This is a genomic window from Enterobacter sp. DN, from assembly GCF_046054285.1.
Lineage (GTDB): Bacteria > Pseudomonadota > Gammaproteobacteria > Enterobacterales > Enterobacteriaceae > Enterobacter > Enterobacter hormaechei_C.
The window spans coordinates 33951-59898 of sequence record NZ_JBJJTG010000006.1 but is presented as its reverse complement, the minus strand read 5'-3'; the positions used below and the strand labels follow the sequence as shown (position 1 = coordinate 59898).

Sequence of the window (25948 nt, the reverse complement as noted above, 5' to 3'; positions counted from 1 at the left end):
GCCCGTAGGCCGGGCAAGCGAAGCGCCGCCCGGCAATGCCCTAGATCGCCAGAGCTAACTTCGTCCCCTGCGCAATTGCCCGCCGCGCATCCAGCTCCATCGCTACATCGCACCCGCCGATCAAATGCACCGTTTTCCCCGCCTCACGCAGCGGATCCGCCAGATCCCGCTTCGGCTCCTGCCCGGCGCACAAAATCACATGATCCACGCGCAGCAGTTGCGGTTCGCCGCCGATCAGCACGTGCAGCCCGTCGTCGTCGATCTTCTGGTAGCTCACCCCCGGGATCATCTTCACCCCGCGCGAGAGCAGGGTGGCGCGGTGGATCCAGCCCGTGGTTTTCCCCAGCCCTTCACCCGGCTTGCTGGCTTTACGCTGGAGCATCACGATCTGACGCGGGCTTTTCGGCAGCTGCGGACCTTCCGGGCGTAAACCACCGGACTGACTGAGGCTGGTATCAATGCCCCATTCCACGCAGAACTCAGCGATGTTCTGGCTGGTGGCTTCGCCCGGCTGGCTTAAATACATCGCGGTATCAAAACCGATCCCGCCGCAGCCGATGATCGCCACCTTCTCGCCAACCGGCGCTTTGTCCCTTAATACATCCAGATAGCTCAATACCTTCGGATGATCGATGCCTTCGATCGCTGGCGTGCGCGGGGCGATCCCACTCGCGAGGATCACCTCGTCGAAACCGATCAGATCCGCCGCGCTGACAAACTGTTTAAGCCGCAGATCGACGCCCGTCACCTCGATCATCCGGCGGTAATAGCGCAGCGTTTCGTAGAACTCCTCTTTGCCGGGGATCTGTCTGGCGATAGTAAACTGCCCGCCGATTTCCGCCAGCGCATCAAACAGCGTCACGCTGTGCCCGCGCGAGGCGGCATTGACTGCAAACGCCAGGCCCGCCGGCCCTGCACCCACCACGGCCAGACGCTTCTTGTTGACCGCAGGAACGATCGGCATTTTGGTTTCATGGCAGGCGCGGGGGTTAACGAGGCAGGAGGTGACCTTGCCGACGAAGATCTGATCCAGACACGCCTGGTTGCAGCCGATGCAGGTATTAATCTCGTCCGCACGGCCGCTTTGCGCTTTGGAGAGCAGTTCGGCATCCGCGAGGAACGGGCGCGCCATCGATACCATATCGGCATCGCCGCGTGAGATCACATCCTCCGCCACCTGCGGATCGTTAATGCGGTTGGTGGTGACCAGTGGAACGGAGACTATGCCTTTCAGCTTGCGCGTTACCCAGCTGAACGCCGCGCGCGGCACCGGCGTAGCGATGGTCGGGATGCGCGCTTCGTGCCAGCCAATCCCGGTGTTGATGATGGTGGCGCCAGCGGCTTCAATCGCCTGCGCCAGCTGCACGGTTTCGTCGAACGTGCCGCCGCCCTCCACCAGGTCGAGCATCGACAGGCGGAAGATGATAATAAAATCCGCACCCGCACGTTCACGCACCGCGCGCACCACCTCCACGGCAAAACGCATCCGGCGGGCATAGTCGCCACCCCATTCGTCGTCGCGCTGGTTGGTGCGTGCGGCGAGGAATTCGTTGATCAGATAGCCTTCCGAGCCCATCACCTCAACGCCGTCGTAGCCCGCTTCCCGCGCCAGCGCCGCGCAGCGGGCAAAATCGTCTATCAGCGCCAGGATCTCGTCGTGGCTGAGGGCATGGGGAGTAAAGCGGTTAATCGGCGCCTGAATAGCCGAGGGGGCAACCAGGTTCGGCTGATAGCTGTAGCGTCCAGTATGCAGAATTTGCAGGGCGATTTTGCCGCCCTCGCGGTGGACCGCGTCGGTCACAATGCGGTGATGCGGCAGCTGTGACGCATCGTTCAACACTGCGCCGCCCTCCATCGTCACGCCGGAAGGGGCAGGGGCTATGCCGCCGGTGACAATCAGCGCCACCCCGTGGCGCGCGCGCTCGACATAGAAGGCTGCCAGACGTTCAGCCCCGTCCGGACGCTCCTCCAGCCCGGTGTGCATCGAGCCCATCAGCACGCGGTTTTTGAGGGTGGTGAACCCCAGATCGAGAGGGGCGAATAACGACGGGTAGCGGCTCATAGTCTCTTCCAGTGTAAAATTATTGTTATGTGGTCGGATGAGTTACTAATTTAGCCAGCGGGGAGTAAAAGGGAAAAGGGGAATGCAGTGAATGTGATGGGATTCAAATATTGGTGTGGCCTGATGCCCTCACCCTAACCCTCTCCCACAGGGAGAGGGGACTTAATCTCCCTCTCCCTTAGGGAGAGGGCCGGGGTGAGGGGGATGCCCGCACCAGCCCCGGCGCCTGCCACATCGACGTGGTCAGCCCGCTGTCCACCAGCCCAAGCTGGTCGGCATACACCGCCTGCCATTTCTGCATCATGCCGTCGTACAGCTCGCGGTGCTGCGGGTTCGGCGTGAACTCGCGGCTCCACTTCACCAGCCGCTCGCCCGTCGAAGCCATATCCGCAAACAACCCCGCGCCAGCACCTGCCGCAATCGCGCAACCCAGCGCCGTTGCTTCCTTCACTTCCGGCACGCGCACCGGCAGCCCGGTAACGTCGCTTAAAATCTGGCTCCACAGGGCGCCTTTGGCCCCGCCTCCCGCAAACACCAGGCTCTCAAACGTCACGCCGGAGAAGTGGGAAATCTGCGCCAGGTTGCAGGCCGAGACGATGGCCGCGTTCTCTTCCAGCGCGCGGAACAGCGTCGCTTTGTTGCACTTTTCCGGGTCGATGGAGAGGTTAATAAACGACGGCGCTGCGTGATACCACTGCTTAAAATGCATCGCGTCGGAGAAGATCGGCATCACGCCGTGGGAGCCCGCCGGGACGCGGCTCGCCATCTCTTCGAGCAGGGAGTAGGTGTCCATTCCCATTCGTTCGGCAATCAGCTTCTCTTCGGCGCAGAAGGCGTCGCGGAACCAGCGCATGGTTAGCCCGGTAAAGAAGCTGATCGACTCCGCCTGCGCCATGCCGGGGATGACGTGCGGGTTTACGCGGATGTTCATCTCAGGGTCGGTGCGCACCTGCGGCAGATTCACCACCTGCTGCCAGAAGGTGCCGCCGAGAACCGCCGTTTGTCCGGCGCGCACCACGCCCAGCCCCAGACAGCCCAGCTGCACGTCGCCGCCGCCCATCACCACCGGTGTGCCTTCGCGCAGGCCGCTCTGCTGCGCGGCCTCTTTGGTGACAGCGCCCAGCACGGTGCCGGTCTCTTTCACCGGGGAGAGGATATCGGCGCGCAGCCCGGCCATGTCGAGCAGCGCCGGACGCCAGTCGCGGGAGAAGAGATCCAGCATGCCGGTGGTGCCCGCATTGGACGGATCGACCGCCAGCTCACCGGAGAGCTTCGCCGCCAGCCAGTCGCTGATCATGGTGATGGTGGCGGCTTTACGATAAATATCCGGACGATGGTGCGCCAGCCACAGCAGGCGCGGCATGGCGCTGAGGGCAAGCGTCTGGCCGGAAACATCATACACTTCGGATTCAAACCGGTAGTCGTGGATCTCTTTGAGTTCAGCCACCTCGCGGCTGGCGCGGGCGTCGACGTTGGCGCAGGCCCAGATAGCCTCGCCGTTGCGGTCGTACAGCACAATCCCTTCGCGCATCGAGCAGCAGGCGACGGACTGAATATCCGCCGCGCTCAGGCGTGCGCGCTCCAGCGCCTGATGAATACACCGGCAGGCCAGCCGCCAGTTGGTGTCGAGGTCGAACTCCATCGAGCCCGGCACGTTCTCCACGCTCAGGTGCTTCCACTCGGCCTGGCCAACGGCAATCTGGTTGCCCTGTAAATCAAAAATCACGGCGCGAACGCTGCCTGTCCCTGCATCTAACGCTAAAAGGTAACTCATGAGCTTGCCTCGTGTCAGGCGCAGGGCTGCTCTTATCCGGCCAGAGCCAGCACCGCGCGGGCTGTCGTCTCTTCCGTCACCAGGCCATTAATACGGCGACCTTTCAGTGCGGCATAAATCGCATCGGCTTTCTCTTCCCCTCCGGCCACGCCTACGATGGTGGGCAGCTGCGCCAGTTCATCGAGCGTGACGCCCAGTAATTCTTTGTGGATCTCCAGCTCCTCAACGCATTCCCCTTCGGCATTAAGGAAATAGCCAAGGATATCGCCCACCGCGCCTTTACGGGCGTACATCAGCTGTTCACCTTCGCTGATATAGCCGGAGCGCAGTATCGTCGCGTCACGGCGCTGGTTTACCGAGCCAATCCCGACCACCGCCACGTCAGCCGCGGTGGCGGCGAGGATCACGTCCCGCACGCTGGTTTCGCGCTTTAAGATCCCGGCGACTTCAGCGGATGACACGCGAAGCGGGGCGGGGATCATGCTGACGCTACAGGCTGCATCCAGCTGGCCGATACCGGTCATATACGGCCCGACGCCGCCGGAGAGCGTCACCAGGCGGATCTGCTGCGAGCTGATAAAGCCGCTTAAGTGTTGCAGACTGCTCATGGTGGTTTCACCGAAGCCCACCGCTAACAGCTGGCCGGGTTGCAGTACGCCCATCAGCGACTGTGCCGCGCCAATGCCCAGCCGCACGTTCATCGGCGGCGTATTCAGGGCGGGCATCACGCGCACCAGCTTCAGGCCAAATCGTTGTTGCAGCTCGGTTTCCAGCGCCAGGCAGCCCTCGTAGCGGGAGTTGATCTGCACGCGGATCACCCCGGACTGACGGCCTTTCTCCAGCAGGCGGGAGATCTTCAGGCGCGGCAGCCCGAGCCGTTCGCCGATGTCGTTCTGGGTCAGCCCGTCGTGGTAGTAGCACCAGGCCACGCGCGCCACCAGCTCCTCTTCCGCCAGTGCCAGCCCGGCAAACCGTCCTTCTTCCGCAGTGCGTTTATCGCTCATAATTGAACTCTTATAAAAATTTAGATCATATGTTCGTGATGGTGCGACGTGAAAATGTGAGCCACGCGACAAAACGGATCTTTTCGATCGTTTCCGCTTTATCTGAATCTCAATCGATAAAACTGTGATCCCTGCACGGTTGTAAATATAGTTCACCGTCTACGCTTTTGAACATTATTAAATCTAAAAATCATTTGTTCAATAGCGGAGCGATGATGACACCACTTCTCGACGCGCGTGATATCAGCAAGCAGTTTTCAGGCGTACCGGTCTTAAAAGGCATTGATTTCACGCTGCTTGCGGGGCAGGTGCATGCGCTGATGGGCGGTAACGGCGCGGGAAAATCGACGCTGATGAAGATCATCGCCGGGGTAGAAACCCCGGATAGCGGTGAACTTTCGGTGGCGGGTGAGTCTTTTGCACGGCTTACCCCGGCGCAGGCGCACAGGTTAGGCATTTATCTGGTGCCGCAGGAGCCGCTGCTATTTCCCAACCTGACGGTGCGGGAAAACATCCTGTTTCGTCTGCCGCGAGAGCGCGATCGGGAAAAACGCCTGGCGGAAAAACTCCGGCAGCTGCAATGCCAGCTTAACCTCGACGCTACCGCCAGCACCCTCGAGGTGGCGGACCAGCAGATGGTGGAGATCCTGCGCGGGCTGATGCGCAACGCCAGAATTCTGATCCTTGATGAACCCACGGCCTCGCTGACGCCCGGTGAAACCGAACGGCTGTTTCGCCAGATCCGCGCCTTGCAGGATCTTGGCGTCGGGATTGTTTTTATCTCGCATAAGCTGCCGGAGATTCGACAGCTGGCGAGTCACGTCTCAGTGATGCGCGACGGCGCGGTGGTGCTCAGCGGCGAAACTGCGCATTTTGACGATAACGCCCTGATCGCCGCCATGACGCCTGTAAGCCGGGAAGCATCCCTGAGCGATACGCAAAAGCTGTGGCTGGCGCTGCCGGGCAACCGCCGCACCCAGGCGCAGGATTTTCCCGTGCTGCGCGTGGAAGCGCTCACCGGGGAGGGCTTTATCGATCTCAGCCTTGAGATTTACGCCGGGGAGATTGTCGGTCTGGCCGGGCTGGTGGGGTCCGGGCGCACCGAGTTTGCCGAAACGCTCTACGGCCTGCGTCCGGTTCGCGGCGGGCGGGTGTGGCTGGAGAGCCAGGAGATCACCGCCGATCCGGTCAGTTCACGCCTGCAAAAAGGGCTGGTCTATCTGCCGGAAGACAGGCAGGTGTCCGGCCTGTTTCTCGACGCGCCGATCCGCTGGAACACCGTGGCGCTGAACGAGCCGTCGCTCTGGCAGCAGCGAAAGCGGGAGTCTGCGGTAGTGGAACGCTATCACCGGGCGCTGGGGATCAAGCTCAACCATGCGGATCAAACCGTGCGCACGCTCTCCGGTGGTAATCAGCAGAAGGTGCTGCTGGCGCGCTGTCTTGAGGCCAATCCGCTGCTGCTGATCGTCGATGAACCGACGCGCGGCGTGGACGTATCGGCGCGCGCTGATATTTATCAGCTGCTGAAAAGCGTGGCGGCGCAGAACGTGGCGGTGCTGATGATCTCAAGCGATCTCGATGAGTTTCCCGGCCTCGCGGATCGGGTGCTGGTAATGCACCAGGGCGTACTCAGCGGCGAGCTGCCGCGCCAGGCCGTCAGCCTCGACCGGATGATGGCGCTGGCGTTTGGAGGGCAATCATGAAGATCTTACTGAAAAACCGCGAGCTGAGCGCGTTTCTCGCCATTCTGGCGCTGTTCGCCGTGCTGGTGGCGCTGAACCCGTCCTACCTGAGCTTACAGACGCTGGGGATGATATTCGCCAGCTCGCAGATCCTGATCCTGCTGGCCATCGGCGCGGCGCTGGTGATGCTGACCCGCAATATTGACGTCTCCGTCGGCTCCACCGTCGGGCTTTCCGCTATTGCCGTCGGCGTGGCGCTGAACAGCGGCTACAGCCTGCCCGTTTCCTTTCTCTTCGCGCTGTCGATTGGCGCGCTGGCGGGGGCGTTCAACGGTTTTCTGGTGGTGGGCCTGCGCATTCCGGCGATTGTCGCCACCCTCGGCACGCTGGGGCTGTATCGTGGGGCGATGCTGCTGTGGACCGGCGGGAAGTGGATAGAAGGGCTGCCGCCGGGGCTGAAATCTCTCTCTGAGCCCGCCGCCGTCGGCATTTCGCCGCTCGGCATGCTGGTGTTGATTATCGCGGCCATCGGCGCGTGGACGCTGTCGCGCACCGCCTTTGGACGTGATTTTTACGCCGTGGGGGATAACCTCGCCGCCGCGCGCCAGCTGGGCGTGGCGGTGAACCGCACCCGCATGATCGCCTTTACCCTCAACGGCATGCTGGCGGCCTGCGCCGGGATTGTGTTTGCCTCACAGATTGGCTTCGTGCCGAACCAGACCGGCAGCGGGCTGGAGATGAAGGCCATCGCCGCCTGCGTGCTCGGTGGCATCTCGCTGCTGGGCGGCACCGGCACGCTGGTCGGCGCCTTCCTCGGCGCGTTCTTCCTCACCCAAATCGATACCGTGCTGGTGCTGTTCAGGCTCCCGGCCTGGTGGAACGACTTTATCGCCGGGCTGGTGCTGCTGGGTGTGCTGGTGCTCGACGGGCGGCTGCGTCAGGCGCTCTCACGGCATCAGCGGGCGCTGAAATACAGCCGTTTCCAGCCGGGTAACAAAGGGGGAAAGCACGTCACCCCGTTTCCAGAACGCAAAAAAGAGGTGGCGTAAATGAGGCTTAACTGGGAAAGCGCGCTGCTGATTTTACTGGTGCTGGAGATCCTGCTCTTTGGCGCCATCAACCCGCGCATGCTCGACATCAACATGCTGCTGTTCAGCACCAGCGACTTCATCTGCATTGGCATTGTGGCGCTGCCGCTTACGCTTGTGATTATCAGCGGCGGGATCGATATTTCCCTCGGCTCAACCATCGGCCTGTGCGCCATCGCGCTGGGGGTGATGATGCAGGCAGGGTGGCCGATGGCGGTTGCCATCCCTCTGACGCTGCTGCTCGGCCTGCTGTGCGGGCTGGTGAATGCGGCGCTGATCCACTACACCGGCATCAGCCCGTTGGTCATTACCCTCGGCACGCTCTACCTCTACGGCGGCGGGGCGCTGCTGCTCTCCGGCATGGCGGGGGCGACGGGCTACGAGGGGATCGGCGGCTTCCCGGACAGCTTTACCACCTTCGCTAACCTCACGGTGGTGGGCCTGCCGATCCCGCTGGTGCTGTTCGCGGTGATTACCGCTTTCTTCTGGCTGATTACCCACCGCGGGCGCTTTGGTCGGCATCTGTTTTTAATCGGCCAGAATCCGCGCGCGGCGCGCTATGCGGCGCTGTCGGTGAACGGCATGCCGTACGCGCTGTACGGCCTGGTGGGGGTAGCCTCGGCGGTTGCCGCGCTGGTGATGGTTTCCTATTTCGGTTCCGCGCGCTCGGATCTGGGGCGCGATTTACTGATGCCTGCACTCACCGCCGCCGTACTCGGCGGGGCAAATATCTACGGCGGGTCAGGTTCGGTTGTCGGTACGGCGCTGGCGGCGCTGCTGGTGGGGTACCTGCAACAGGGTTTACAGATGGTCGGCATCCCCAACCAGGTGTCGAGCGCGCTGTCAGGGGCGCTGCTGGTTGTGGTGGTGATGGGACGTTCGCTGAGTCTGCACCGCGAATGGGTGCGTTCTCTCTTCAGAAAACTATCCGGAGCGTAAGATGAAAACAAAACTATTCGTCCTGGCAATGGCCCTCAGCTTCGCTTCGGCGCAGGCGGCGGACCGCATTGCCTTTATCCCGAAACTGGTAGGCGTGGGATTCTTCACCAGCGGCGGCAACGGCGCGAAAGAGGCGGGGAAAGATCTTGGCGTGGACGTGACCTACGACGGCCCGACCGAGCCGAGCGTCTCCGGCCAGGTGCAGCTCATCAATAACTTCGTCAACCAGGGTTATAACGCCATCATCGTCTCTGCCGTGTCGCCGGACGGTCTCTGCCCGGCGCTGAAGCGCGCGATGCAGCGTGGCGTGAAGGTCCTGACCTGGGACTCCGACACCAAACCGGAATGCCGCAGCATCTATATCAACCAGGGCACGCCGGAACAGCTCGGCGGCCTGCTGGTGGAGATGGCAGGCAAGCAGGTCACCAAACCGAACGCGAAAGTGGCGTTCTTCTACTCCAGCCCGACAGTCACCGACCAGAACCAGTGGGTGAAAGAGGCGAAGGCAAAAATCGAGAAAGATCATCCTCAGTGGCAGGTCGTCACCACCCAGTTTGGCTATAACGACGCCACCAAATCTCTGCAAACCGCCGAAGGGATCTTAAAAGCCTATCCGGATCTGGATGCGATCATCGCCCCGGACGCCAACGCCCTGCCAGCCGCGGCACAGGCGGCGGAAAACCTGAAACGGGAAGGGGTGGCGATTGTCGGCTTCAGCACGCCGAACGTGATGCGCCCGTACGTTGAGCGCGGCACGGTGAAAGCCTTCGGCCTGTGGGATGTGGTGCAACAAGGCAAAATTGCGGTCAATGTCGCCGATCGTTTACTGAAAAAAGGCGATCTTAACCCTGGCGACAGCGTCGACGTGAAAGATATCGGGACGCTGAAGGTCGAGCCGAACAGCGTGCAGGGCTACCAGTATGAGGCGAAGGGCAACGGCATCGTGCTGCTGCCGGAGCGGGTGGTGTTCACCAAAGAGAACATCAACAAATACGATTTCTGACGGGGGAGCAAATGGCTGATTTAGATGACATCAAAGACGGCAAGGATTTTGGCATCGGCACGCCGCAGCAGAATGTGCCGTACACCCTGAAGGGCTGCGGCTCGCTGGACTGGGGCATGCAGTCGAGGCTTTCGCGCATCTTCAACCCACAGAGCAACCGCACGGTGATGCTGGCCTTTGACCACGGCTACTTTCAGGGGCCGACCACCGGCCTTGAGCGTATCGATCTCTCCATCGCGCCGCTGTTTGGTGAAACCGACGTGCTGATGTGCACCCGCGGCATCCTCAGGAGCCAGGTGCCAGCCGCCACGAACAAACCGGTGGTGCTGCGCGCCTCCGGCGGTAACTCGATTCTGGGCGAGCTGTCCAACGAGTGCGTGGCGGTGGCGATGGAAGACGCGCTGCGCCTGAACGTCTGCGCGGTGGCGGCGCAGGTGTATATCGGAAGCCCGTTTGAGCATCAGTCGATCAACAACATCATCAAGCTGGTGGATGCGGGGGCGCGCTACGGCATGCCGACGCTGGCGGTGACGGGCGTGGGGAAAGAGATGGCGCGTGACGCGCGCTATTTCTCGCTTGCCAGCCGCATCGCCGCCGAAATGGGAGCGCAGTTCGTCAAAACCTACTACGTGGACGAGGGCTTTGAAAAAGTGACCGCCAGCTGCCCGGTGCCGATCGTCATCGCCGGGGGCAAAAAACTGCCAGAGCACGAGGCGCTGGAGATGTGCTGGCGGGCGATTGACCAGGGCGCATCCGGCGTGGACATGGGGCGCAACATCTTCCAGTCCAGCGCGCCACTCGCCATGCTGAAGGCGGTGAAGAAAGTCGTTCACGAGAACATGAGCGCCCGGGAGGCGTTCCAGCTCTGGCAGGAAGAGAAACAGGGAGAAGCAAAATGAACGTGACGCTGGTGGAGATTAATATTAAACCCGAGCGGGTGGACGAGTTTCTGGAGGTATTTCGCGCCAACCACGAGGGGGCCATCAAGGAGCCGGGAAACCTGCGCTTTGATGTCTTGCAGGACCCGCGGGTGAAAACCCGCTTCTTTATCTACGAAGCCTATAAAGACGAAGCGGCGGTGCTGGCGCATAAGCAAACGCCACACTATCTGGCGTGCGTGGATAAGCTTGAAGAGCTGATGTCAGAGCCGCGCAAAAAACGCTGTTTTGTGGGGTTGTTGCCGGAGTAGCGGCTTTGCCCGGTGGCGCTGCGCTTACCGGGCCTACGGGGGCGAGATGGTGCGGTGTTTGCCCGGTGGCGCTGCGCTTACCGGGCCTACATATGCAGTATTTGTAGGCCGGGTAAGCGAAGCGCCACCCGGCGTTGTTCACGCCAGCTCCAGCAACTGAATACGCGCCGTCGCGCCCGGCATCAGCTTTTGCAGATTGCTCACCAGCTCATCGCCAGCTTCCTGTAATGCCGCCAGCGGCATCGACGGCAGGCTTTCGAGAATAAACCACATGGATTGCGCCTGGCTGTCCAGACGCGTGCGTACCCCCTGTCGCCAGTTCCAGCGGCGGCAGGTGACGCCGAGATCGTCACGCCAGATAACTTCGCCTGGCTCCGGATTTTCTACAACCGGCTCACCTTCTTTAAAGGTATCAAACGGCTCGCTGCCGTCGGCCAGCGTCAGGCGCGGCGCTCCCGAGTAAGCCGCCAGATTTTCTCCCCCTACCGGAATAGCGTAACGGATACTGATGGCATTATAGATATCCACCACCGGGTCGAGCGGCGGCAGCGAACCGTCTCTCATCACGCGCTTGCGCAGGGCCGAGGCCGAGCAGGGCGTACGTTTGGGTTTTGCACCAAAGGCTTTAAACACCTCATCCCAGGCGGCGAGATGATTTTCTGCCCAGGGCACATCATCATTGAGCATCTGCTGGCAGGCCTGCGCCAGCACGGCGGGCGCAACCTCCGGTTGGGTAATCGGGGCAGCTTCAACCAGAATGCTCAGCGCCCGAAAGCCGGGCGCGATCCCGACAAGTCGCGAATCTATTGACGGTGTTAGAAGAGACATAAATAATCCTGTATTGACTGTTTTATACCATGGTAGTGACCAATGACTGATAAAGTCAATATAATGACCGATGCGGGCGCCGATGTTGCCCAGGTAAGCCTGGCCGTGGCGAACCGTATCCGCAGCTGGCGGAAAGAGAAAAAGCTGTCGCTGGACGAGCTTTCCCGCCGCGCCAGCGTCAGCAAAGGCATGCTGGTGGAGATCGAAAAAGGGGCTGCCAACCCCAGCATTGCCATTCTGTGCAAACTGGCCGCCGCGCTTGGCGTCTCGGTGGCAGACATCGTTAACGTCTCCAGCGAGCCGCAGGTACACATTATTCAGGAAGAGGCGATCCCGGTTCTGTGGCAGGGCGCACAGGGCGGTTATGCCAGATTGCTGGCAGGCACCGCAGGACCGGACATGATTGAGCTGTGGCAGTGGGAGATGCATCCTGGAGAAACTTTCACCTCTCCGGGACATCCGGCGGGAACGTTTGAGCTGCTGCACGTGAACGAAGGCATATTAACCCTGACGGTGGACGAGACGGTGGTACAGGTTAATGCTGGCGCGTCGGCGGTAGCGAAAACGGAAGCGGCGCACGGCTATGCCAATGAGGGAGAAAAAGTGCTGCGCTTTACCATGACGGTAGCGGAGTTTCACCGCTAGTGTCGGTCCGCTGCCAGGATACCCCCGCGAGCAATTATTTCACCGTGCGGGCGATCGAGGGCAATATCCGCCCCTCGTCGCTCAGCGACTGCCAGGTGAGCTGGCACCTGACAGTCCCTTTACACCAGTCCGTTCGTCGCTGGCTCAGAGGGGCGACAACGCCGGCGTTATCCACCCGCGTTCCGTTAACGGAAAGCTGATACAGCGTAACGTAATAAGGCGACGGGTTTTCAACCGTCAGCCCGTCGGCGGTCAGCTGCCAGCGTAGCTGACGATAGGCCAGCGCCGGTTCGCCCTGAATCCCCTCCGGGCGATAGATAAACTTCATGCTGGAACGTACCGCCATCTGAACGTTATCGCTGTGACGCTGGCTGGCCGGAATGGAGGCAATGCTTAGCGTGAAAAGCGTTTCGCGATCGGCAGGAAGCGGCGCATCGGCGCGAAACAGACGGATCTTATTCTCACGTCCGGGCTGGAGTGCAAAAAGTGGCGGCGTCGCGGTAAACCACGCGGTGGCCGCTTCGGGGGGCTGCTGCGCCCCCGGCCATCGGCCGCCGCGATAAATTTTTGTGCCAATCAGATACGGCAGCGAGGACTTATTGCGCACGGTGACGCTGATAGCGCGCTGATCCTGAGGATAAACAAACCGCGTGCCGCCAATCACCACCCCGGCCTGAGCAGGCAAGAGCCAGAAAGACGCGGCGGTCAGCAGGGCTATCCCCGCTTTTTCACGCATAGGTCAGCACAAAGGTGGCGGCAGCGTTAGCCACCCCCGGCGTAACGGCGTTCGTCACGGCGAGGTAGCGGGCGTAAAAATGCAGCGCCAGGGTGGTCTGGTCATTGCTTAGCGCGAACGGCAGGCTTTCATCCCCCATGGCGATCAGCGATTTATCAGGATTATAGAGGCCGATAGCCACGCCGGTTGCATAGTCCGGCCCGCCGGTCAGGGCCAGCAGATCGCTATTGTTACCGTCCGGCGTGCCTTCAAAATGGGTGCTGACGGCGGATAACCCGGCGCCGCAGGCTTCAAGGTTAATAGTGAACGGCTCATAGGGCGTTTCGTTTTTTTGCCCGGCCAGCTGGCGGGCCGCCACATCATGCATCTCCACTACCAGCTGTTCCGAGCCGGGGGAGACAATACAGGTTTTGCCTTTCACCACGCCGGTAATATAGACCGTGCCGTCATGGGCGAGCGTCTTGCCTGACAACAGCAGCGCGCAACAGATAAATAACCTGTTCAGGATCGTCATTCTGTCTCCTTACTGGTAAAGCAGATCGAAATACATCACGGCGGTGGCGTTGCCGGTGGTGACCGTCGGCAGCGTAGATTTATAGCGCAGGAAGAAGGTCAGCGTGTTATCGCCCGGCAGCAGGGGATATAGCGGCGACTCGGTATTATTGATCGGGACAGACGCCCGCGCGCTGTCGAGCAGCTCGACTGCCAGTCCGGTCGCCATCATGTGCTGCGTCCCTTTTCCCGTATCTGAGAGGGCAAGCAGCGTGGGATCGTTGGCGTCCGCGTCGCCGGTAAACCAGACGGTCGTGCCGCCGATTGCGCGGGTGCAGTTTTTGAGCGTGATGGCAAACTGCTTTTCCGGTGTCGTGGCGCCCACGCGCGGAAATTCCTCTGTCGTAAATTCACCCAGGTCGATCGTTTGCTCTGCGCTGTTAGTATCGACGTTACAGGATTCCCCAACGATGGTGCCGATAAACTGCACGTTAAAGCTTGTGTCGTCAGCCTTCACCAGCGGCGGGTTTAACAGGGCCACGCTCAGCCATACGGTGTTTTTCCATGAAATGGTCATTACGCTTCCTCAGGCGAAATCAATGCGTAACAGCGCCAGCGCCCTGAAGACGCCCAGCTCTGGCGACTGCCCGGTGGTGCTGATGGGGTAGGCTTGCAGCGTCACGTCCGCGCGTCCTGACATATCCGTGGTAAAGGGGACGCTGCTTGAGAACACGTTTGGCCGCAGGATCTCGCCCTGCGGGCTGGTCACGACGACGGCCACGTCCGGGTTATCCGTCGCCAGCGCGTTGGCGAAACGAGCGTCTGCCGTCCCCTGTACCCGCAGGGTGAGCTGCGCCGGTGAGTTGACATCAGCGTTGCATTCGATCGGCACGGTAAAGGTTTTTGGCGCTACGCTGTCGGGTCGCTGTCCGGCCTGGGTGAAATCGCCGTGGTAGAGTGCCCCAAAATCGACGGTGACGGTTTGCCCGGCGTTAATCACGCAGTTTTGCGGGACGGTTATTACGCCGCTGTAGGTGATCTGATAAACGATTACGGTGGGCCGGTCATTTTCCGTCGTGGTGACATAGACGTTAAACATCAGTTTCGGCGGGATCACGACCGAGCCGATGAACGGCCTGACAATCTGTATTTTGAAGGTCAGATTGCTGTCGTTCACCGGGAAGACGCCGCCCGTATCCACCTCTTCGTGCCCCCCCATGTGGACATACTCCACCGGCGGATAAAAATCGCCGATGGTGGCATCATGGATTTTCATCGCACCGATAATATAATCCGGATCAAGCTGTAAATATTTCCACTCGCCTTCCGTTTTGACCACGGGGAAAGGTGAGATATAGGTACGATAGGTGCGCTTCTCCCAGTTGCCTGGGGGACAGGTGGCGTTGACGTGGATATCCTGGGTTCGGTTCAGCTCTGTACCGTTGCCCTTGATGTTTTGATCCGTGGTGAGCGTGGTGGTCAGATCGTAATTCACCATGGAAATTCCGCCGTTAGCGTTTTTGCACGTTGCGGCCAGGCTGCTCAGCGAAAAAAGTAGCCCAGCGGCAGAGAGAAGAATCATCCTTAATTTCATTTATGAACACTCCATGATGATCCGCAGCAGCGGCTGTTTGCTTTCAGGTAAGTGGTAGTTGGCCGTACAGCGCTTATCCGCCCCTTCTCCCCATTGCGCCTTCAACACTCCCTTTTGGCTCAGGCCGGAGAGGTAGGTTTCGCCTTCTTCGCCTACGATGGTGTCGCTGCCGTTATCGTCGCGGGAAACCATGGCGCCAAACGGCACCGGCTTGCCGTGGTAGCGCAGCGTTACCAGCGCGCGTGCGCCCAGACGGGCGTTAAACGTGGCGCGCACGATGGCGCCGTGGGTCGGCACCAAGCTGGTGACGGCATCATCGATATCCATGGCGTCTGAGAGGGAGTTAATGTCCAGCGCCATCCTGTTCAGATGGTAGGCCGAGGCGTAAGGCACCACCGCATAGCCGCGTCCGTCGGTATGGATACCGGGTTCATTCTCGACGCTGACGTCCGCTGCGCCCGGTACGGCAATCAGCACGTTGGTATGACCCAGTGGCTGGCTTAAGGTGATGCCGTTGCGGTGGGCTACCACGCCTCCGCTCAGGCCGTAGGTCACTTCCCGATAATCGCCGTTATCGCTGTAGTTGTAGCCCAGGCTGGCGTTGCCGTAGGCGGCATCGTATTCCAGACTGGCGGAACCTTGCGAGCCAGCCCCCTGGCTGGCATAACCTTCCTGCACGTTGTAGTTAAGGTTGTTCTCCGCCAGCAGCGTGCCGTTAATCCCCGCGTTCTGAGATGTTTCTCCATGTTTATTGGCGCTCATGCCGTAGGTGGCATAGGCGTAGTTCCGCTTCTGACTGACGTCATTGGCAGGTGAAAGCCACTGGCTAAGCGGGAAGGAAAGGTTAATCGCATAAATCTCATCGCTATCCGACATGCCCGGCGATTTGTTGTAGTTGTAGGTCAGGCTGTATGAGATCCCGGCCCAGGTACCGCTGTATCCCACCTGGACGAGCGTGTTTTTGTCGTCCGTGTGCCAGTAGCTCTGCTGGCTTCCGGTCACGAACAGCGAGCCGAGCCCGCCTAGCTGCTGCGAAATATTGAATTGAAGCTTGCCGCGTTTAGTCCAGTTGAGGTTGTAGTAGTCCAGCCAGTTAGTGGCCTCATTCGCGTCATCCTGCTCCGCATCGCCCGTATAGCCCTGCATATGTGTGTAGGTTGTCTCATCCAGGTTATAGAACCCGGACGTGGAGTAGCGGTAGCCCAGCAGCTGGAAGTTCGTACCCATCTTGTTGAGGGATTTGGCATACAGGAAACGAAGAGACTGCCCCGTATGGCTGGTGTCGTCGGCCAGCGTACTGCGCGCGTGGGTAACGTCGAAAGAGACGGCGCCAAAGTTGCCCATATTGAGGCCAGCGCCAAGAGCCAGCGCGTAATAATCGCCGGAAAGCTGTGAGCCGCCATAGACGGTTACGCCCTGCGGTAGCCCCCAAATCAGCGTGCCCTGGGCAAAATTCACCTCGTCCTGCTGACCGTTATTGCTGCGGTACTGTGCCGCCGTCAGGGCATACTTCACCCGCCCTTCGCGCTGGAGGAGCGGTACGGCGGAGTAAGGAACGGAATAGCGGGAGATACTGCCGTCCGTCTCCTTCACTTCTACCGTGAGGTCGCCGCTGGAGGAGGTTGGGAAGAGATCGTTAATGGCGAAGGCGCCGGGCGGAACGTAGCTCTGGTAAAGACTATAGCCGTTCTGCTTGATGGTGACCTGCGCGTTGCTTTTGGCAATCCCGCGAATGGTGGGCGCAAAGCCTTTCATGCTGTCTGGCAGCATGTTGTCGTCCGAGGCGATCTGCGCGCCGCGAAAGGGAAGGCTGTCAAAGATTTCCGACGAGGTATAGCTATCGCCCACCGTCAGTCTGCCCTTTAGCGAAATCACCGTCCGCTCAAGATAGGTGTTGATATGTTCCCATTCGCTATGGCGGTTCTCGTCGCTGTTATAGTAGTTCCACGTCGAGTAGTCCCGCAGACGCCACGCACCAAGATTCACCCCGCTGTTCAGGCCGAGGAAATAGCTTTTGTGGGTTGTGCCGTTTTCGCTGCGATCGCGGCTGTATGAGCCGCTAAAGTTATAGTTCAGCAGCAGAGCGTTAATACCTTCATCCCACTGCTCTGGCGGGATATAGCCGCGCGCGTTGTTGCGTAATGCGGCCTGCGGAATGCTGATTTCCAGACGCTGCTGTTCGAAATTAAAGAGAGTGGCAGCGGCCGGAATAATGGCGGCAATGTCCACGCAGCTGTCGGCTTTCGCGGCGGCCAGCGCCGGGAATGCCTGAACGTTGACGCCCAGGTTTTCATACGCTTTGGGCGTCAGGCAGGCCATTAGCCCCGTGTCGTCGCCCTGTACGGCTCCGTCCGTTACGGTTCTGGCGATAAAGTTGATATCGCGGGTGGTGACAAATGTTCCATTCAGCCAGAGATCCACGCGATAGACGCCCGGCGCCTGGCCATTTGTTGAAAAACGGGAGAGATCCGCCACGGCGGAAGGATCGCTCGACAAAAATGCCGGGTTAAAAAAATACTCCGCGCGCACGGTGATGGACGAAAGGAGTCCCGCAATCGTCAACGCCAGCGGCGTTAGCGACGCTCTGACGAGCGCGTAAAATCTTCGTGGCTGAACACGCTTCATGTCTTCCCTTACCTGCGAGGCTTTTAATGACAAAACGTCATACGTAACGCCGTATACGACTTATTTCGCGCATGACTGAACGGGCGTGTTGGCACCAAAGTCATTAACGGTCTGAAACCTCACGCTGCCAGTGCCGCCACCGGGGATCTCCACCACCAGGTTATTTTTGGGCGCTACCATGTTATTTGCCAGTTGCGTGCTGCCGACGAAAAACTGAACCAACGAAACGTAATAAGGCGATGGATTGGTAATAGTGACTTTTCCATTGGTGACTGAGCAGGTTAATGTTTTGGGCGCATCAATAGAGAGCGACGGCAATTTTTTCGGCCGGATAAAAAGTTTAATAACGCTCTGGGTGGCAATTTGTAGCGTATTACCGGAAAGCTTATTTTTCTCGACGGAAGGAATGGCTTTGCTGTTCAGATAAAAAACGCTTTCACGATCGACAGGCAGATCGGGGCCCACGTACATAATACGCAGGGTATTCTCTTTTTTAGGATGGATAACGAACAGCGGCGGCGTAATGACAAAATCCGCTGATTTTGCCCCTTCGGCGTTGGACACCCAGCTCTGAATTAAAAAAGTGGTATTCGTTGAAGAGTTAATAATGGCTAATGAAGCCTGCTTATCACCCTGGGGATAAATCACCCGGGTTCCCCCGAGCGCGATACCGCCTGCGCTGGCAGAACCGGCCATCCCCATCGCGAACAGAGCCGTTAGCGCGCCAGCTATCAGACGAGTCAGTTTACAGCGTGATGTAATGATACGCATTGTTCCCTCAGTTTCTCATGTGTCAGGCTTCTTGCCTGTGAGTCAGTTATTGGTAAAAAACGATGAACCAGACCTGCGCGTTCGCGGTACCAGCGTTGACGCTATCTTCGGTGGCGCGATACCTGGCGATATAGCTCAGCCGGTTTTCACCGTCCTGCAAAGGTCTGTACCAGGGGGGCGCGGTGTCTGGCTTTACCAGGTTCCCCATCGCATCGAATAGACCGATACCAATCCCGGTGGCGGCGCCAGGCCCATAGCCCGCGCGAAAAACCTGGGGATCGTTGCCGTCAGACTCGCCGCTAAACAGCACCCCGGCGCGCTGGCTTACGCTGGTGTCGCATGCTTCCAGCGTGATGAAGAAGGGTACCGGTTTGGCCCAGTCACCGGCGGCGATGAACTGGCTATTGCGTACCTGTCCCATATGCACGATTTGATCCTGGGAATCCATGCTGACGGAACAGGCCGCATTGACGACCTGACCCTGAAAGGTCACGCTTCCATCGTCCTTTGCCGCGGCTGGCAATACGGCAAAAAGCGCAGTGCCGGCTATCAGCAGCGCCCGATTTATGGATTGCTGCATTGCGAACTCTCTAACGCTTGCCGGACAACGCTTCTCCGCCCGCAGGCGAAGAAGCGAGATCGGCTAACGAATCAGGAATAAACCATCTGGAACGTTGCGACGGAGGAGACGTTGCCCGGCTCGGCCGCGCCTGTGGCCACGTAATCCACGCTCAGCGGGATGATGTTTTCGCCGTTGATCAGCTTAACGTTGGAGGAGGTATCGCCAATGTTCAGCGCCTGGCCGTCCGGCCCGAACAGTTGCAGCGCAACGTTTTTGGCCGAGCCTGCGCCAGCGGTGTTCGCCAGGCTGCCTTCTACAGCAGGGTCCTGCTGGCCGTTAAAGATCACGGCGGCATTCTGGCTAACGGTGGCGTCGCAATCTTCCAGAACGATTTTAAAATCTTCTTTCTGGTTGGCCTGCATGCCGACCGTTGTCAGCTTGACGGTACGCACCTGGCTCAGGGTAACGGTCTGGTCTACGGAGTCAGCCGCGACGGAACAGGCGGCGTTTACCACCTGGCCGACAAAGTTGACGGTCCCGCCGGAAACGGTAACGGTATCGGCCTGCGCATTAATTGCCATGCCACCAGCCAGCGCGCCGGCAACAGCCATTGCTATAACTTGCTTTTTCATACAAATCCTTTTTAGATAAACATCATGCTGTCAATTGAAATAATATATTCACAATGACATGTGAATCTTTTTTCGAGGCAGTGGTATAGGATATGTTTTTAGATTAATATATTATTTTTACCCAGGGCGTTGTTACTGGTTTTATATCATCCGCCACTGCGCTGATGAATGAGGGGATTCTACGGATTAAATAATATTATATCAATGTGATAATGGGTTGATGTTTTATTAGTTTTACTAAATATAAAATTAACTCATAATTTATTTGTTTGAATGATATTGCACGCCGTCAGAACCGCATTTCTATTCGCTGGTCGGTTTTATTAATGTCTGCGATGAATGTCATCGTGGTTTTGTTAATAATGCAAGACGTTACGGTTGTCATTATTCGGACATGCGTTGGGAATGCGGTGGTGTTATTATCCGGCTGCTTTTACAATCTGATATTACATAAAGAAATATTTTAAATTTATATGATGAACCGTGTTTGCACTTATGCACATTATTCCTCAGTCTGACTGCATAAAGAAATCCCTGGCTATCCCAGGGATTTCTTTGCATATCGCCCTGATACTGCTAAAAGGGCAGGAAAAATAAATGTTCAGGCGGATGTTACGGCAATACGTAATGCCGCCAGCGCCTTACGCGCCGCCTTCAGCACCTGCTCACACTGCTCAATGGTAAGCGTCAACGGTGGCTCAATGCGGATGGTTTTCGAGTTGTTAAGCGTTCCCGCCACCAGTACCCGCTGGCGGAACATCTCGCTTGCGAAGCTATAACCGGTTTCGTTATCAACGAACTCAATCGCCATCAGCATCCCTTTCCCGCGCGCATCCTGTACCAGATCCGGATATTCCCGGCCCAACTGACGGAAGCCGTCCAGCAGCATGTCGCCTTTCTGCTCCGCTTGCGCGGGCAGGTTTTGCTCCAGCAGCACGTTGATGGTGGCCAGCGCCGCCGCACAGGCCAGCGGGTTACCGCCAAAGGTGGTGGTATGTAAGAACGGGTTATCGAACAGCACCGAGAAGACCTCCTCAGTGGCGACCGTTGCGCCAATCGGCATCACGCCGCCACCGAGCGCTTTCGCCAGGCACAGAATGTCCGGCTGAACGTTCTCGTGCTCGCAGGCGAACATCTTGCCGGTGCGCCCCATCCCGGTCTGCACTTCGTCGAAGATCAGCAGCGCGCCAAACTCATCGCACAGCTGACGCACGGCGGGCAGATAGCCCTGCGGCGGGAGGATCACGCCGCCTTCACCCTGAATCGGCTCCAGGATCACCGCCGCCACGTCGTCGCCGGTTTTACGGCATTCACTCAGCACGATGCGCATGGCGTTGATGTCGCCAAACGGCACGTGGCGGAAGCCCGGCAGCAGCGGCATAAACGGCTTGCGGAAGGTAGATTTAGCGGTCGCCGACAGAGCGCCCAGGGATTTCCCGTGGAACGCGCCGCTGGTGGCGATAAAGGTAAATTTCCCGCGCGGCGACTGGTACGCTTTGGCGAGTTTAATCGCCGCTTCGACCGATTCGGTGCCGCTGTTGCTGAAGAAGCTGTATTTCAGCTTACCGGGCGTTAAGGCTGCCAGCGTTTTCGCGAGCATGGCGCGAAGCGGATCGAGCAGTTCCTGGCTATGGAGAGGTTGTTTCGCAAGTTGATTCTGTACGGCGGAAACCACAACTGGATTACGGTGCCCCACGTTGAAAATACCAAAACCACCCAGGCAATCGATAAACTCCTGTCCCTGGGTGTCGACAAGCGTATTCAGACTGCCCGCTTGCCACTCTACGGCTCCGTAATCCCCGCCGGCGGTAACAGATTTGCGATACTCCAGAAAACCTGGATTCACATGCTCCTTAAAGTAATCAATGACCTCACGGTTAAGTTGTTTCATCTCCTCATGATCAAGCGTTCGCTTCTCAATGAGATTCAGTGCGTGCGCGGTACAGGCAAGAGCCGAGGCGCTGGAAGGTAACCTGTTCAAAATATGCTCCCGGGGATCGCGTATCACATGATACTGAGTTAAGTATTGCAGGGATTACGCCACCTCAGATGCCTTAACAAAAATCGGGATAAACGCCAGGTGAAATCAAAGTTGCACAATATTTAATCATGCCATCGCGCGCCGCACGGGATAAGGGATAACGAGCCGGGGATGGGGTGTCGTCAATTGCACTGCTCCAGGGCAGGGAATGCGCCTTAAGTGTGCACCGGGGTATCATGCTTTGTAGGTAGTTTCATGCCGAAAGTATTTCAAATCAATTAATTAGAAAAACGTACGAAAAGTGCGGTTTAACCGAGATTTGCGATCTCAATCATATTTAACAACTAAAGATAAATTTTTTATCGCCGAAAAAACATAAGCCACAAAATTAACATTCAAATAACCTGCAAGGGATGCTCACTATGTCCTCTCCTGACTATGTCACCCAGAATGAATATCCGCTGGACGATGACACCACGCTTATGTCGACCACCGACCTCCACAGCTACATGACCCACACTAACGACACCTTTGTGCAAGTGAGCGGCTTTACGCTCCAGGAGCTGCTCGGGCAACCGCACAACATTGTGCGTCATCCGGATATGCCGAAAGCGGCTTTTGCCGACATGTGGTACACGCTGCAAAAGGGCGAACCCTGGAGCGGGATTGTCAAAAACCGACGTAAAAATGGCGATCACTATTGGGTACGTGCCAATGCGGTACCAATGGTGCGTAACGGCCAGATGACGGGCTATATGTCCATTCGTACCCGCGCCACGCAGGACGAGGTCGCCGCGGTGGAGCCGCTTTATAAGGCGCTCAACGAAGGACGCTGCAAAAAACGCATTCATAAAGGGCTGGTGGTGCGCAAAGGCTGGCTCGGCAAATTACCGGCGATGCCGCTGCGCTGGCGCGTGCGTAGCGTAATGGCGGTACTTTTCGCGGTGATGGCCGCAACGCTGGTTGCCAGTGCCGCGGGCTGGGCTTCGCTGGCGGCGGCAGCCGTGGTGATGCTGCTTGGCACCCTGGTGTTTGAGCAACAGATTGTCCGCCCGGTGGAAAACGTCGCACGGCAGGCGCTCAGGGTCGCTACCGGAGAGCGTAACAGCGTGCAGCATCTTAACCGCAGCGATGAACTGGGGCTGACGCTGCGGGCCGTCGGACAGCTGGGGCTGATGTGCCGCTGGCTGATCAACGACGTCTCCAGCCAGGTGGTGAGCGTGCGCGACGGCAGCGACAGGCTGGCGCAGGGCAATGAAGATCTCAACGACCGCACGCGCCAGACCGTGGCTAACGTGCAGCAGACCGTGGCAACAATGAACCAGATGGCGGCGTCGGTGCAGAGTAACTCTGAGACCGCAGCCGCAGTCGACAAGCTATCGATGGCCGCCAGCAGCGCGGCCACGCAGGGGGGCACCGTGATGCAGACCGTGGTGAAAACCATGGATGACATTGCCGACAGTACCCAGCGCATTGGCTCTATTACCTCGCTTATCAATGACATCGCCTTCCAGACCAATATTCTGGCGCTGAACGCCGCGGTTGAGGCGGCACGCGCGGGCGAGCAGGGGAAAGGTTTTGCGGTGGTGGCGGGCGAAGTGCGCCATCTTGCCAGCCGCAGCGCGAACGCGGCTAACGATATTCGCAAGCTGATCGACGCCAGCGCCAGCAAAGTGCAGTCGGGCGCCGATCAGGTTCACGCCGCGGGACGTACCATGGATGATATTGTCGAGCAGGTGAAAAACGTCACGCAGCTTATCGCGCAGATCAGCCACGCCACCTCAGAGCAGGCGACAGGCCTGACAGAGCTGACCCGTGCTGTGGCAGAGCTGGACAGCATTACGCAGAAAAATGCTGACCTGGTCGAAGAGAGCGCGCAGATTTCCGCGATGGTTAAGCACCGGGCCGGACGCCTTGAAGATGCGGTTACCGTGCTGCATTAAGAAATGCATGCTTCGATAAAGCCGTTTATTCCTACTGGGTAAACGGCTTTTTTGTTTTTCAGAATAAGTTATGTTGTTAATGAAATATTAAGTAACTAAAAAAAGCGCCCGGTTTTTAATTGTTACGATCCAGATTCATTGAGAGTGAAAAATAAAAAAACGATCAAAGTCATAAAGTTAGCGTGTTTCCTGTCGATAACAGCGATCGTCTGAGAAATAATCACATCGATGGGGTAAATATGTTCATACATGACGTAAAGATCGGCACGAAATTATTTCTGGCGTTTGGATTATTTATTGTCCTGATGGTCGTCAGCGCAAGCTTGTCTCTGATGAGCCTGAATCGGGCAAACAATGGAATGCAAACCATCCTTACCAGCGACTATCCAACGACGGTAAAAGCGAACCAGTTAATCGACAACTTCCAGGAATTTATAAGCACGCAGCAGCTCATGCTGCTGGACGAACAGGGAACGTACACGGCGCAATCAGAGCAGCGTCTGAAGGCGATCAGCGAGCGCATCTCCGCAATCCTGAGCGAGCTGGATAACGCTCTCAAGGATAAAAAATCCCAACAGGTGCTGGCCGATATCCACGGCGTACGCCAGCAATATCTTGACTCGCGCTACCGCATTTTGCAGGCCGTGCAGAATAACGACCGTGCGGGCGCGATAAACGAAATGATGACCAACACCCTGAATCTGCAACAGTCCTACAAAGCGAAAGTGCAGGCGCTGATTGCGATCCAGGACCATGAAATGCAGAGTGCGGGCGAGCAGGTGGAAGGCGATTTCCGCACCAATCGTCTCCTGCTGGTCCTGATTACGCTTTTCAGCGTCGCGGCAGCCAGCCTGACTGGCTGGTTCATTGTGCGATCCATTACCCGACCGCTGAACGACGCGGTGAATTTTGCGGAGGCCATTGCCGATGGCGATCTCACCGGCAGCATTACCTCGCACGGTAAAGATGAAACCGGACTGCTACTCACCGCACTGATGGAGATGAAAACGCGCCTGCTGGAGATTGTGCAGCAGGTGCAAACCGGATCGGAAAACATCTCCAGCGCCGCCGCGCAGATTGTCGCGGGCAACCAGGATCTGGCTGCCCGCACGGAGGAGCAGGCCAGTTCCGTTGAACAAACGGCCGCGTCGATGGAGCAAATCACCGCTACGGTGAAGAACACCGCGTCCCACACCGGAGAAGCGACGAACCTGTCTGCCGATGCGGCTGCTGTGGTCAAAAACAACGGCGAGATGATGAAGCAGGTCACCAGCAAGATGCGCCTGATTAACGAAACATCGAACAGGATGTCCGACATTATCGACCTGATCGACGCCATTGCCTTCCAGACTAATATTCTGGCGCTGAACGCGGCGGTCGAAGCGGCGCGCGCGGGTGAGCATGGTCGTGGCTTTGCGGTGGTGGCGGGCGAGGTACGCCAGCTCGCGCAGAAAAGTGCAACATCTGCGAGTGAGATCCGCCAGCTGATTGAAAGCTCCACAAGCCAGACGCAGGACGGCATGAACCTTGTGGAGAAGGCCAGCGGGCTTATCAACGGCATGGTCGGCAACGTAGAGGAGATGGACGTAATCCTGCGTGAGATTCGCCAGGCCAGCCACGAACAGACGGAAGGCATCTCGCAGATCAACAGCGCGATTGGCCTGATAGACGCCACCACCCAGCAGAACTCCGCGCTGGTGGAGGAGTCCGTTGCGGCGGCGGCATCCCTTAACGAACAGGCCATGCACCTGAAAGAGCTGGTTCGCGTGTTCCGCGTGAGCGACGGCGTGCTGGCTTAATCCAGCTGGGAGATCTCCAGCGCCGCGCGGTCAATCACGCCGATAATCTGTTTCAACTGCGCGTCGCTGAGCTCTCCCTGATTAACCTTCAGATCCAGTACCGCTTTGAAGTTATCCAGCGCCCGCTTCATCTGCGGGTTTTTGCGCAGCTGGAAACCGACGGAGCGCGCCTTGATACGCGTCTGGATCTGCTCCAGCTGTTCCCGGTTATTTTCCAGCCACTGTTCTCCGGCGGCGTTAATCGCAATCCGCTTACGGCCGTTCTCTTCTTCGGTAATGGTGATAAGCGCCTGATCCTGCAAGTAATCCAGCGTCGGGTAGATCACGCCAGGGCTAGGCGTGTAATGTCCCTGAGTCAGGTTTTCGATCTCTTTGATCAGTTCGTAACCATGGCTCGCGTTGCGGGTCAGGATATCCAGGATCACCAGCCGCAAATCGCCATGACCAAAAAATCGTGGCCGGCGTCCGCCGCCGTCGTGTTCGTGTCGCATGTTTTTCCCTCAATTTGATATATCTAAACTATATCTAAGATATATTCAGATGTAATCTAAAAAATCTTGATTTCTTAGTTAATAGCAATCATTATCATTAAAAATTCA

General features: G+C 58.3%; 23 protein-coding genes. 9 read left to right on the top strand and 14 right to left on the bottom strand.

The window, feature by feature from the left end; genetic code table 11:
- Positions 1–40: 40 nt before the first annotated feature.
- From ACJTMZ_RS15320 to lsrR, 3 genes are all read right to left on the bottom strand, one after another.
- The gene (locus ACJTMZ_RS15320) at positions 41–2062 is read right to left on the bottom strand and encodes an FAD-dependent oxidoreductase (protein WP_252010979.1); all 2022 of its coding nucleotides are present in this window, start codon (positions 2060–2062) and stop codon (positions 41–43) included.
- 178 nt (positions 2063–2240) lie between these two features.
- Positions 2241–3836, bottom strand: coding sequence for an autoinducer-2 kinase (gene lsrK / locus ACJTMZ_RS15315; RefSeq protein WP_032649620.1), 1596 nt, complete (start codon positions 3834–3836; stop codon positions 2241–2243).
- Between the two features lie 32 nt (positions 3837–3868).
- A complete protein-coding gene (lsrR, locus tag ACJTMZ_RS15310; protein WP_015571933.1) occupies positions 3869–4840 on the bottom strand; it encodes a transcriptional regulator LsrR in 972 nt (323 codons plus the stop codon).
- A 215-nt stretch (positions 4841–5055) separates the two neighbouring features.
- Here lsrR and lsrA point away from each other — a divergent pair, with 215 nt between their 5' ends.
- Genes lsrA through lsrG form a run of 6 tightly spaced genes read left to right on the top strand, consistent with a single transcriptional unit; the run spans position 5056 to position 10741 of the window.
- Positions 5056–6543, top strand: coding sequence for an autoinducer 2 ABC transporter ATP-binding protein LsrA (gene lsrA, locus ACJTMZ_RS15305; protein ID WP_032655185.1), 1488 nt, complete (start codon positions 5056–5058; stop codon positions 6541–6543).
- Positions 6540–7571, top strand: coding sequence for an autoinducer 2 ABC transporter permease LsrC (gene lsrC, locus ACJTMZ_RS15300; RefSeq protein ID WP_032103365.1), 1032 nt, complete (start codon positions 6540–6542; stop codon positions 7569–7571). The genes lsrA and lsrC overlap by 4 nt, the downstream gene beginning before the upstream one ends.
- Positions 7572–8549, top strand: coding sequence for an autoinducer 2 ABC transporter permease LsrD (lsrD, locus tag ACJTMZ_RS15295; protein ID WP_032103364.1), 978 nt, complete (start codon positions 7572–7574; stop codon positions 8547–8549).
- Position 8550: 1 nt separating this feature from the next.
- Positions 8551–9552 carry an autoinducer 2 ABC transporter substrate-binding protein LsrB gene (lsrB, locus tag ACJTMZ_RS15290; protein ID WP_017382416.1) on the top strand — a complete coding sequence of 334 codons (1002 nt, stop codon included), beginning with the start codon at positions 8551–8553 and terminating at the stop codon, positions 9550–9552.
- A gap of 11 nt (positions 9553–9563) precedes the next feature.
- Positions 9564–10451 carry a 3-hydroxy-5-phosphonooxypentane-2,4-dione thiolase gene (gene lsrF / locus ACJTMZ_RS15285; protein ID WP_032103360.1) on the top strand — a complete coding sequence of 296 codons (888 nt, stop codon included), beginning with the start codon at positions 9564–9566 and terminating at the stop codon, positions 10449–10451.
- Positions 10448–10741: a (4S)-4-hydroxy-5-phosphonooxypentane-2,3-dione isomerase gene (gene lsrG, locus ACJTMZ_RS15280; protein ID WP_023295476.1), complete on the top strand. Its 294-nt coding sequence runs from the start codon at positions 10448–10450 to the stop codon at positions 10739–10741. The genes lsrF and lsrG overlap by 4 nt, the downstream gene beginning before the upstream one ends.
- A 138-nt stretch (positions 10742–10879) precedes the next feature.
- Here lsrG and ACJTMZ_RS15275 read toward each other — a convergent pair whose 3' ends face one another.
- Positions 10880–11569, bottom strand: a complete 690-nt coding sequence (locus tag ACJTMZ_RS15275) for a B3/4 domain-containing protein (protein WP_032103359.1) — start codon at positions 11567–11569, stop codon at positions 10880–10882.
- A 42-nt stretch (positions 11570–11611) separates the two neighbouring features.
- Here ACJTMZ_RS15275 and ACJTMZ_RS15270 point away from each other — a divergent pair, with 42 nt between their 5' ends.
- On the top strand, positions 11612–12214 hold the full coding sequence (locus tag ACJTMZ_RS15270) for a helix-turn-helix domain-containing protein (RefSeq protein ID WP_017692633.1): 603 nt from the start codon (positions 11612–11614) through the stop codon (positions 12212–12214).
- Positions 12215–12248: 34 nt separating this feature from the next.
- On the opposite strand, the gene ACJTMZ_RS15265 is transcribed toward ACJTMZ_RS15270, so the two are convergent.
- The 9 genes from ACJTMZ_RS15265 to ygjG all read right to left on the bottom strand — a co-directional run bounded on the left by ACJTMZ_RS15265 (position 12249) and on the right by ygjG (position 21607).
- Positions 12249–12950: a fimbria/pilus periplasmic chaperone gene (locus ACJTMZ_RS15265; RefSeq protein WP_252010977.1), complete on the bottom strand. Its 702-nt coding sequence runs from the start codon at positions 12948–12950 to the stop codon at positions 12249–12251.
- The gene (locus ACJTMZ_RS15260; RefSeq protein ID WP_017692635.1) at positions 12943–13464 is read right to left on the bottom strand and encodes a fimbrial protein; all 522 of its coding nucleotides are present in this window, start codon (positions 13462–13464) and stop codon (positions 12943–12945) included. The genes ACJTMZ_RS15265 and ACJTMZ_RS15260 overlap by 8 nt, the downstream gene beginning before the upstream one ends.
- Positions 13465–13473: 9 nt before the next feature.
- Complete coding sequence (locus ACJTMZ_RS15255; RefSeq protein ID WP_015571924.1) at positions 13474–14019, bottom strand: fimbrial protein; 546 nt, start codon at positions 14017–14019, stop codon at positions 13474–13476.
- A 9-nt stretch (positions 14020–14028) separates the two neighbouring features.
- Positions 14029–15036 (bottom strand): fimbrial protein, encoded by a 1008-nt coding sequence (locus tag ACJTMZ_RS15250; protein ID WP_252010976.1) that lies wholly within the window; start codon positions 15034–15036, stop codon positions 14029–14031.
- The gene (locus tag ACJTMZ_RS15245) at positions 15037–17661 is read right to left on the bottom strand and encodes a fimbrial biogenesis usher protein (protein WP_408626943.1); all 2625 of its coding nucleotides are present in this window, start codon (positions 17659–17661) and stop codon (positions 15037–15039) included.
- Positions 17662–17721: 60 nt separating this feature from the next.
- A complete protein-coding gene (locus ACJTMZ_RS15240; RefSeq protein WP_023295470.1) occupies positions 17722–18432 on the bottom strand; it encodes a fimbria/pilus periplasmic chaperone in 711 nt (236 codons plus the stop codon).
- Between the two features lie 46 nt (positions 18433–18478).
- Positions 18479–19012, bottom strand: coding sequence for a fimbrial protein (locus tag ACJTMZ_RS15235; RefSeq protein WP_017382406.1), 534 nt, complete (start codon positions 19010–19012; stop codon positions 18479–18481).
- Between the two features lie 71 nt (positions 19013–19083).
- Positions 19084–19626 (bottom strand): fimbrial protein BcfA, encoded by a 543-nt coding sequence (locus ACJTMZ_RS15230; protein ID WP_017382405.1) that lies wholly within the window; start codon positions 19624–19626, stop codon positions 19084–19086.
- Between the two features lie 601 nt (positions 19627–20227).
- The gene (gene ygjG / locus ACJTMZ_RS15225; RefSeq protein ID WP_020480128.1) at positions 20228–21607 is read right to left on the bottom strand and encodes a putrescine aminotransferase; all 1380 of its coding nucleotides are present in this window, start codon (positions 21605–21607) and stop codon (positions 20228–20230) included.
- A 422-nt stretch (positions 21608–22029) separates the two neighbouring features.
- Between ygjG and ACJTMZ_RS15220 the strand changes: the two genes are divergently transcribed.
- Entirely contained in the window at positions 22030–23550 is a 1521-nt protein-coding gene (locus ACJTMZ_RS15220) for a PAS domain-containing methyl-accepting chemotaxis protein (RefSeq protein ID WP_023295469.1), read from the top strand.
- A 239-nt stretch (positions 23551–23789) separates the two neighbouring features.
- The gene (locus tag ACJTMZ_RS15215) at positions 23790–25349 is read left to right on the top strand and encodes a methyl-accepting chemotaxis protein (RefSeq protein WP_017382402.1); all 1560 of its coding nucleotides are present in this window, start codon (positions 23790–23792) and stop codon (positions 25347–25349) included.
- Here the strand turns inward: ACJTMZ_RS15215 and ACJTMZ_RS15210 are convergent.
- Positions 25346–25840 (bottom strand): PadR family transcriptional regulator, encoded by a 495-nt coding sequence (locus tag ACJTMZ_RS15210; RefSeq protein ID WP_017692641.1) that lies wholly within the window; start codon positions 25838–25840, stop codon positions 25346–25348. The two genes, ACJTMZ_RS15215 and ACJTMZ_RS15210, sit on opposite strands and share 4 nt — an antisense overlap.
- Positions 25841–25948 lie beyond the last annotated feature (108 nt).

Excerpts from the sequence above, each read along its gene's own strand:
- ACJTMZ_RS15270 (WP_017692633.1), top strand. The coding sequence starts at position 11,612 with ATGACTGATAAAGTCAATATAATGACCGATGCGGGCGCCGATGTTGCC.
- ACJTMZ_RS15235 (WP_017382406.1), bottom strand. The coding sequence starts at position 19,012 with ATGCAGCAATCCATAAATCGGGCGCTGCTGATAGCCGGCACTGCGCTT.
- ACJTMZ_RS15260 (WP_017692635.1), bottom strand. The coding sequence starts at position 13,464 with ATGACGATCCTGAACAGGTTATTTATCTGTTGCGCGCTGCTGTTGTCA.
- lsrF (WP_032103360.1), top strand. The coding sequence starts at position 9,564 with ATGGCTGATTTAGATGACATCAAAGACGGCAAGGATTTTGGCATCGGC.
- ACJTMZ_RS15320 (WP_252010979.1), bottom strand. The coding sequence starts at position 2,062 with ATGAGCCGCTACCCGTCGTTATTCGCCCCTCTCGATCTGGGGTTCACC.
- ACJTMZ_RS15265 (WP_252010977.1), bottom strand. The coding sequence starts at position 12,950 with ATGCGTGAAAAAGCGGGGATAGCCCTGCTGACCGCCGCGTCTTTCTGG.
- ACJTMZ_RS15230 (WP_017382405.1), bottom strand. The coding sequence starts at position 19,626 with ATGAAAAAGCAAGTTATAGCAATGGCTGTTGCCGGCGCGCTGGCTGGT.
- ACJTMZ_RS15245 (WP_408626943.1), bottom strand. The coding sequence starts at position 17,661 with ATGAAGCGTGTTCAGCCACGAAGATTTTACGCGCTCGTCAGAGCGTCG.
- ACJTMZ_RS15210 (WP_017692641.1), bottom strand. The coding sequence starts at position 25,840 with ATGCGACACGAACACGACGGCGGCGGACGCCGGCCACGATTTTTTGGT.
- lsrR (WP_015571933.1), bottom strand. The coding sequence starts at position 4,840 with ATGAGCGATAAACGCACTGCGGAAGAAGGACGGTTTGCCGGGCTGGCA.
- ACJTMZ_RS15255 (WP_015571924.1), bottom strand. The coding sequence starts at position 14,019 with ATGACCATTTCATGGAAAAACACCGTATGGCTGAGCGTGGCCCTGTTA.
- lsrA (WP_032655185.1), top strand. The coding sequence starts at position 5,056 with ATGACACCACTTCTCGACGCGCGTGATATCAGCAAGCAGTTTTCAGGC.
- lsrC (WP_032103365.1), top strand. The coding sequence starts at position 6,540 with ATGAAGATCTTACTGAAAAACCGCGAGCTGAGCGCGTTTCTCGCCATT.
- lsrD (WP_032103364.1), top strand. The coding sequence starts at position 7,572 with ATGAGGCTTAACTGGGAAAGCGCGCTGCTGATTTTACTGGTGCTGGAG.
- lsrK (WP_032649620.1), bottom strand. The coding sequence starts at position 3,836 with ATGAGTTACCTTTTAGCGTTAGATGCAGGGACAGGCAGCGTTCGCGCC.
- lsrG (WP_023295476.1), top strand. The coding sequence starts at position 10,448 with ATGAACGTGACGCTGGTGGAGATTAATATTAAACCCGAGCGGGTGGAC.
- ACJTMZ_RS15275 (WP_032103359.1), bottom strand. The coding sequence starts at position 11,569 with ATGTCTCTTCTAACACCGTCAATAGATTCGCGACTTGTCGGGATCGCG.
- ACJTMZ_RS15240 (WP_023295470.1), bottom strand. The coding sequence starts at position 18,432 with ATGCGTATCATTACATCACGCTGTAAACTGACTCGTCTGATAGCTGGC.
- ACJTMZ_RS15215 (WP_017382402.1), top strand. The coding sequence starts at position 23,790 with ATGTTCATACATGACGTAAAGATCGGCACGAAATTATTTCTGGCGTTT.
- lsrB (WP_017382416.1), top strand. The coding sequence starts at position 8,551 with ATGAAAACAAAACTATTCGTCCTGGCAATGGCCCTCAGCTTCGCTTCG.
- ACJTMZ_RS15250 (WP_252010976.1), bottom strand. The coding sequence starts at position 15,036 with ATGAAATTAAGGATGATTCTTCTCTCTGCCGCTGGGCTACTTTTTTCG.
- ACJTMZ_RS15220 (WP_023295469.1), top strand. The coding sequence starts at position 22,030 with ATGTCCTCTCCTGACTATGTCACCCAGAATGAATATCCGCTGGACGAT.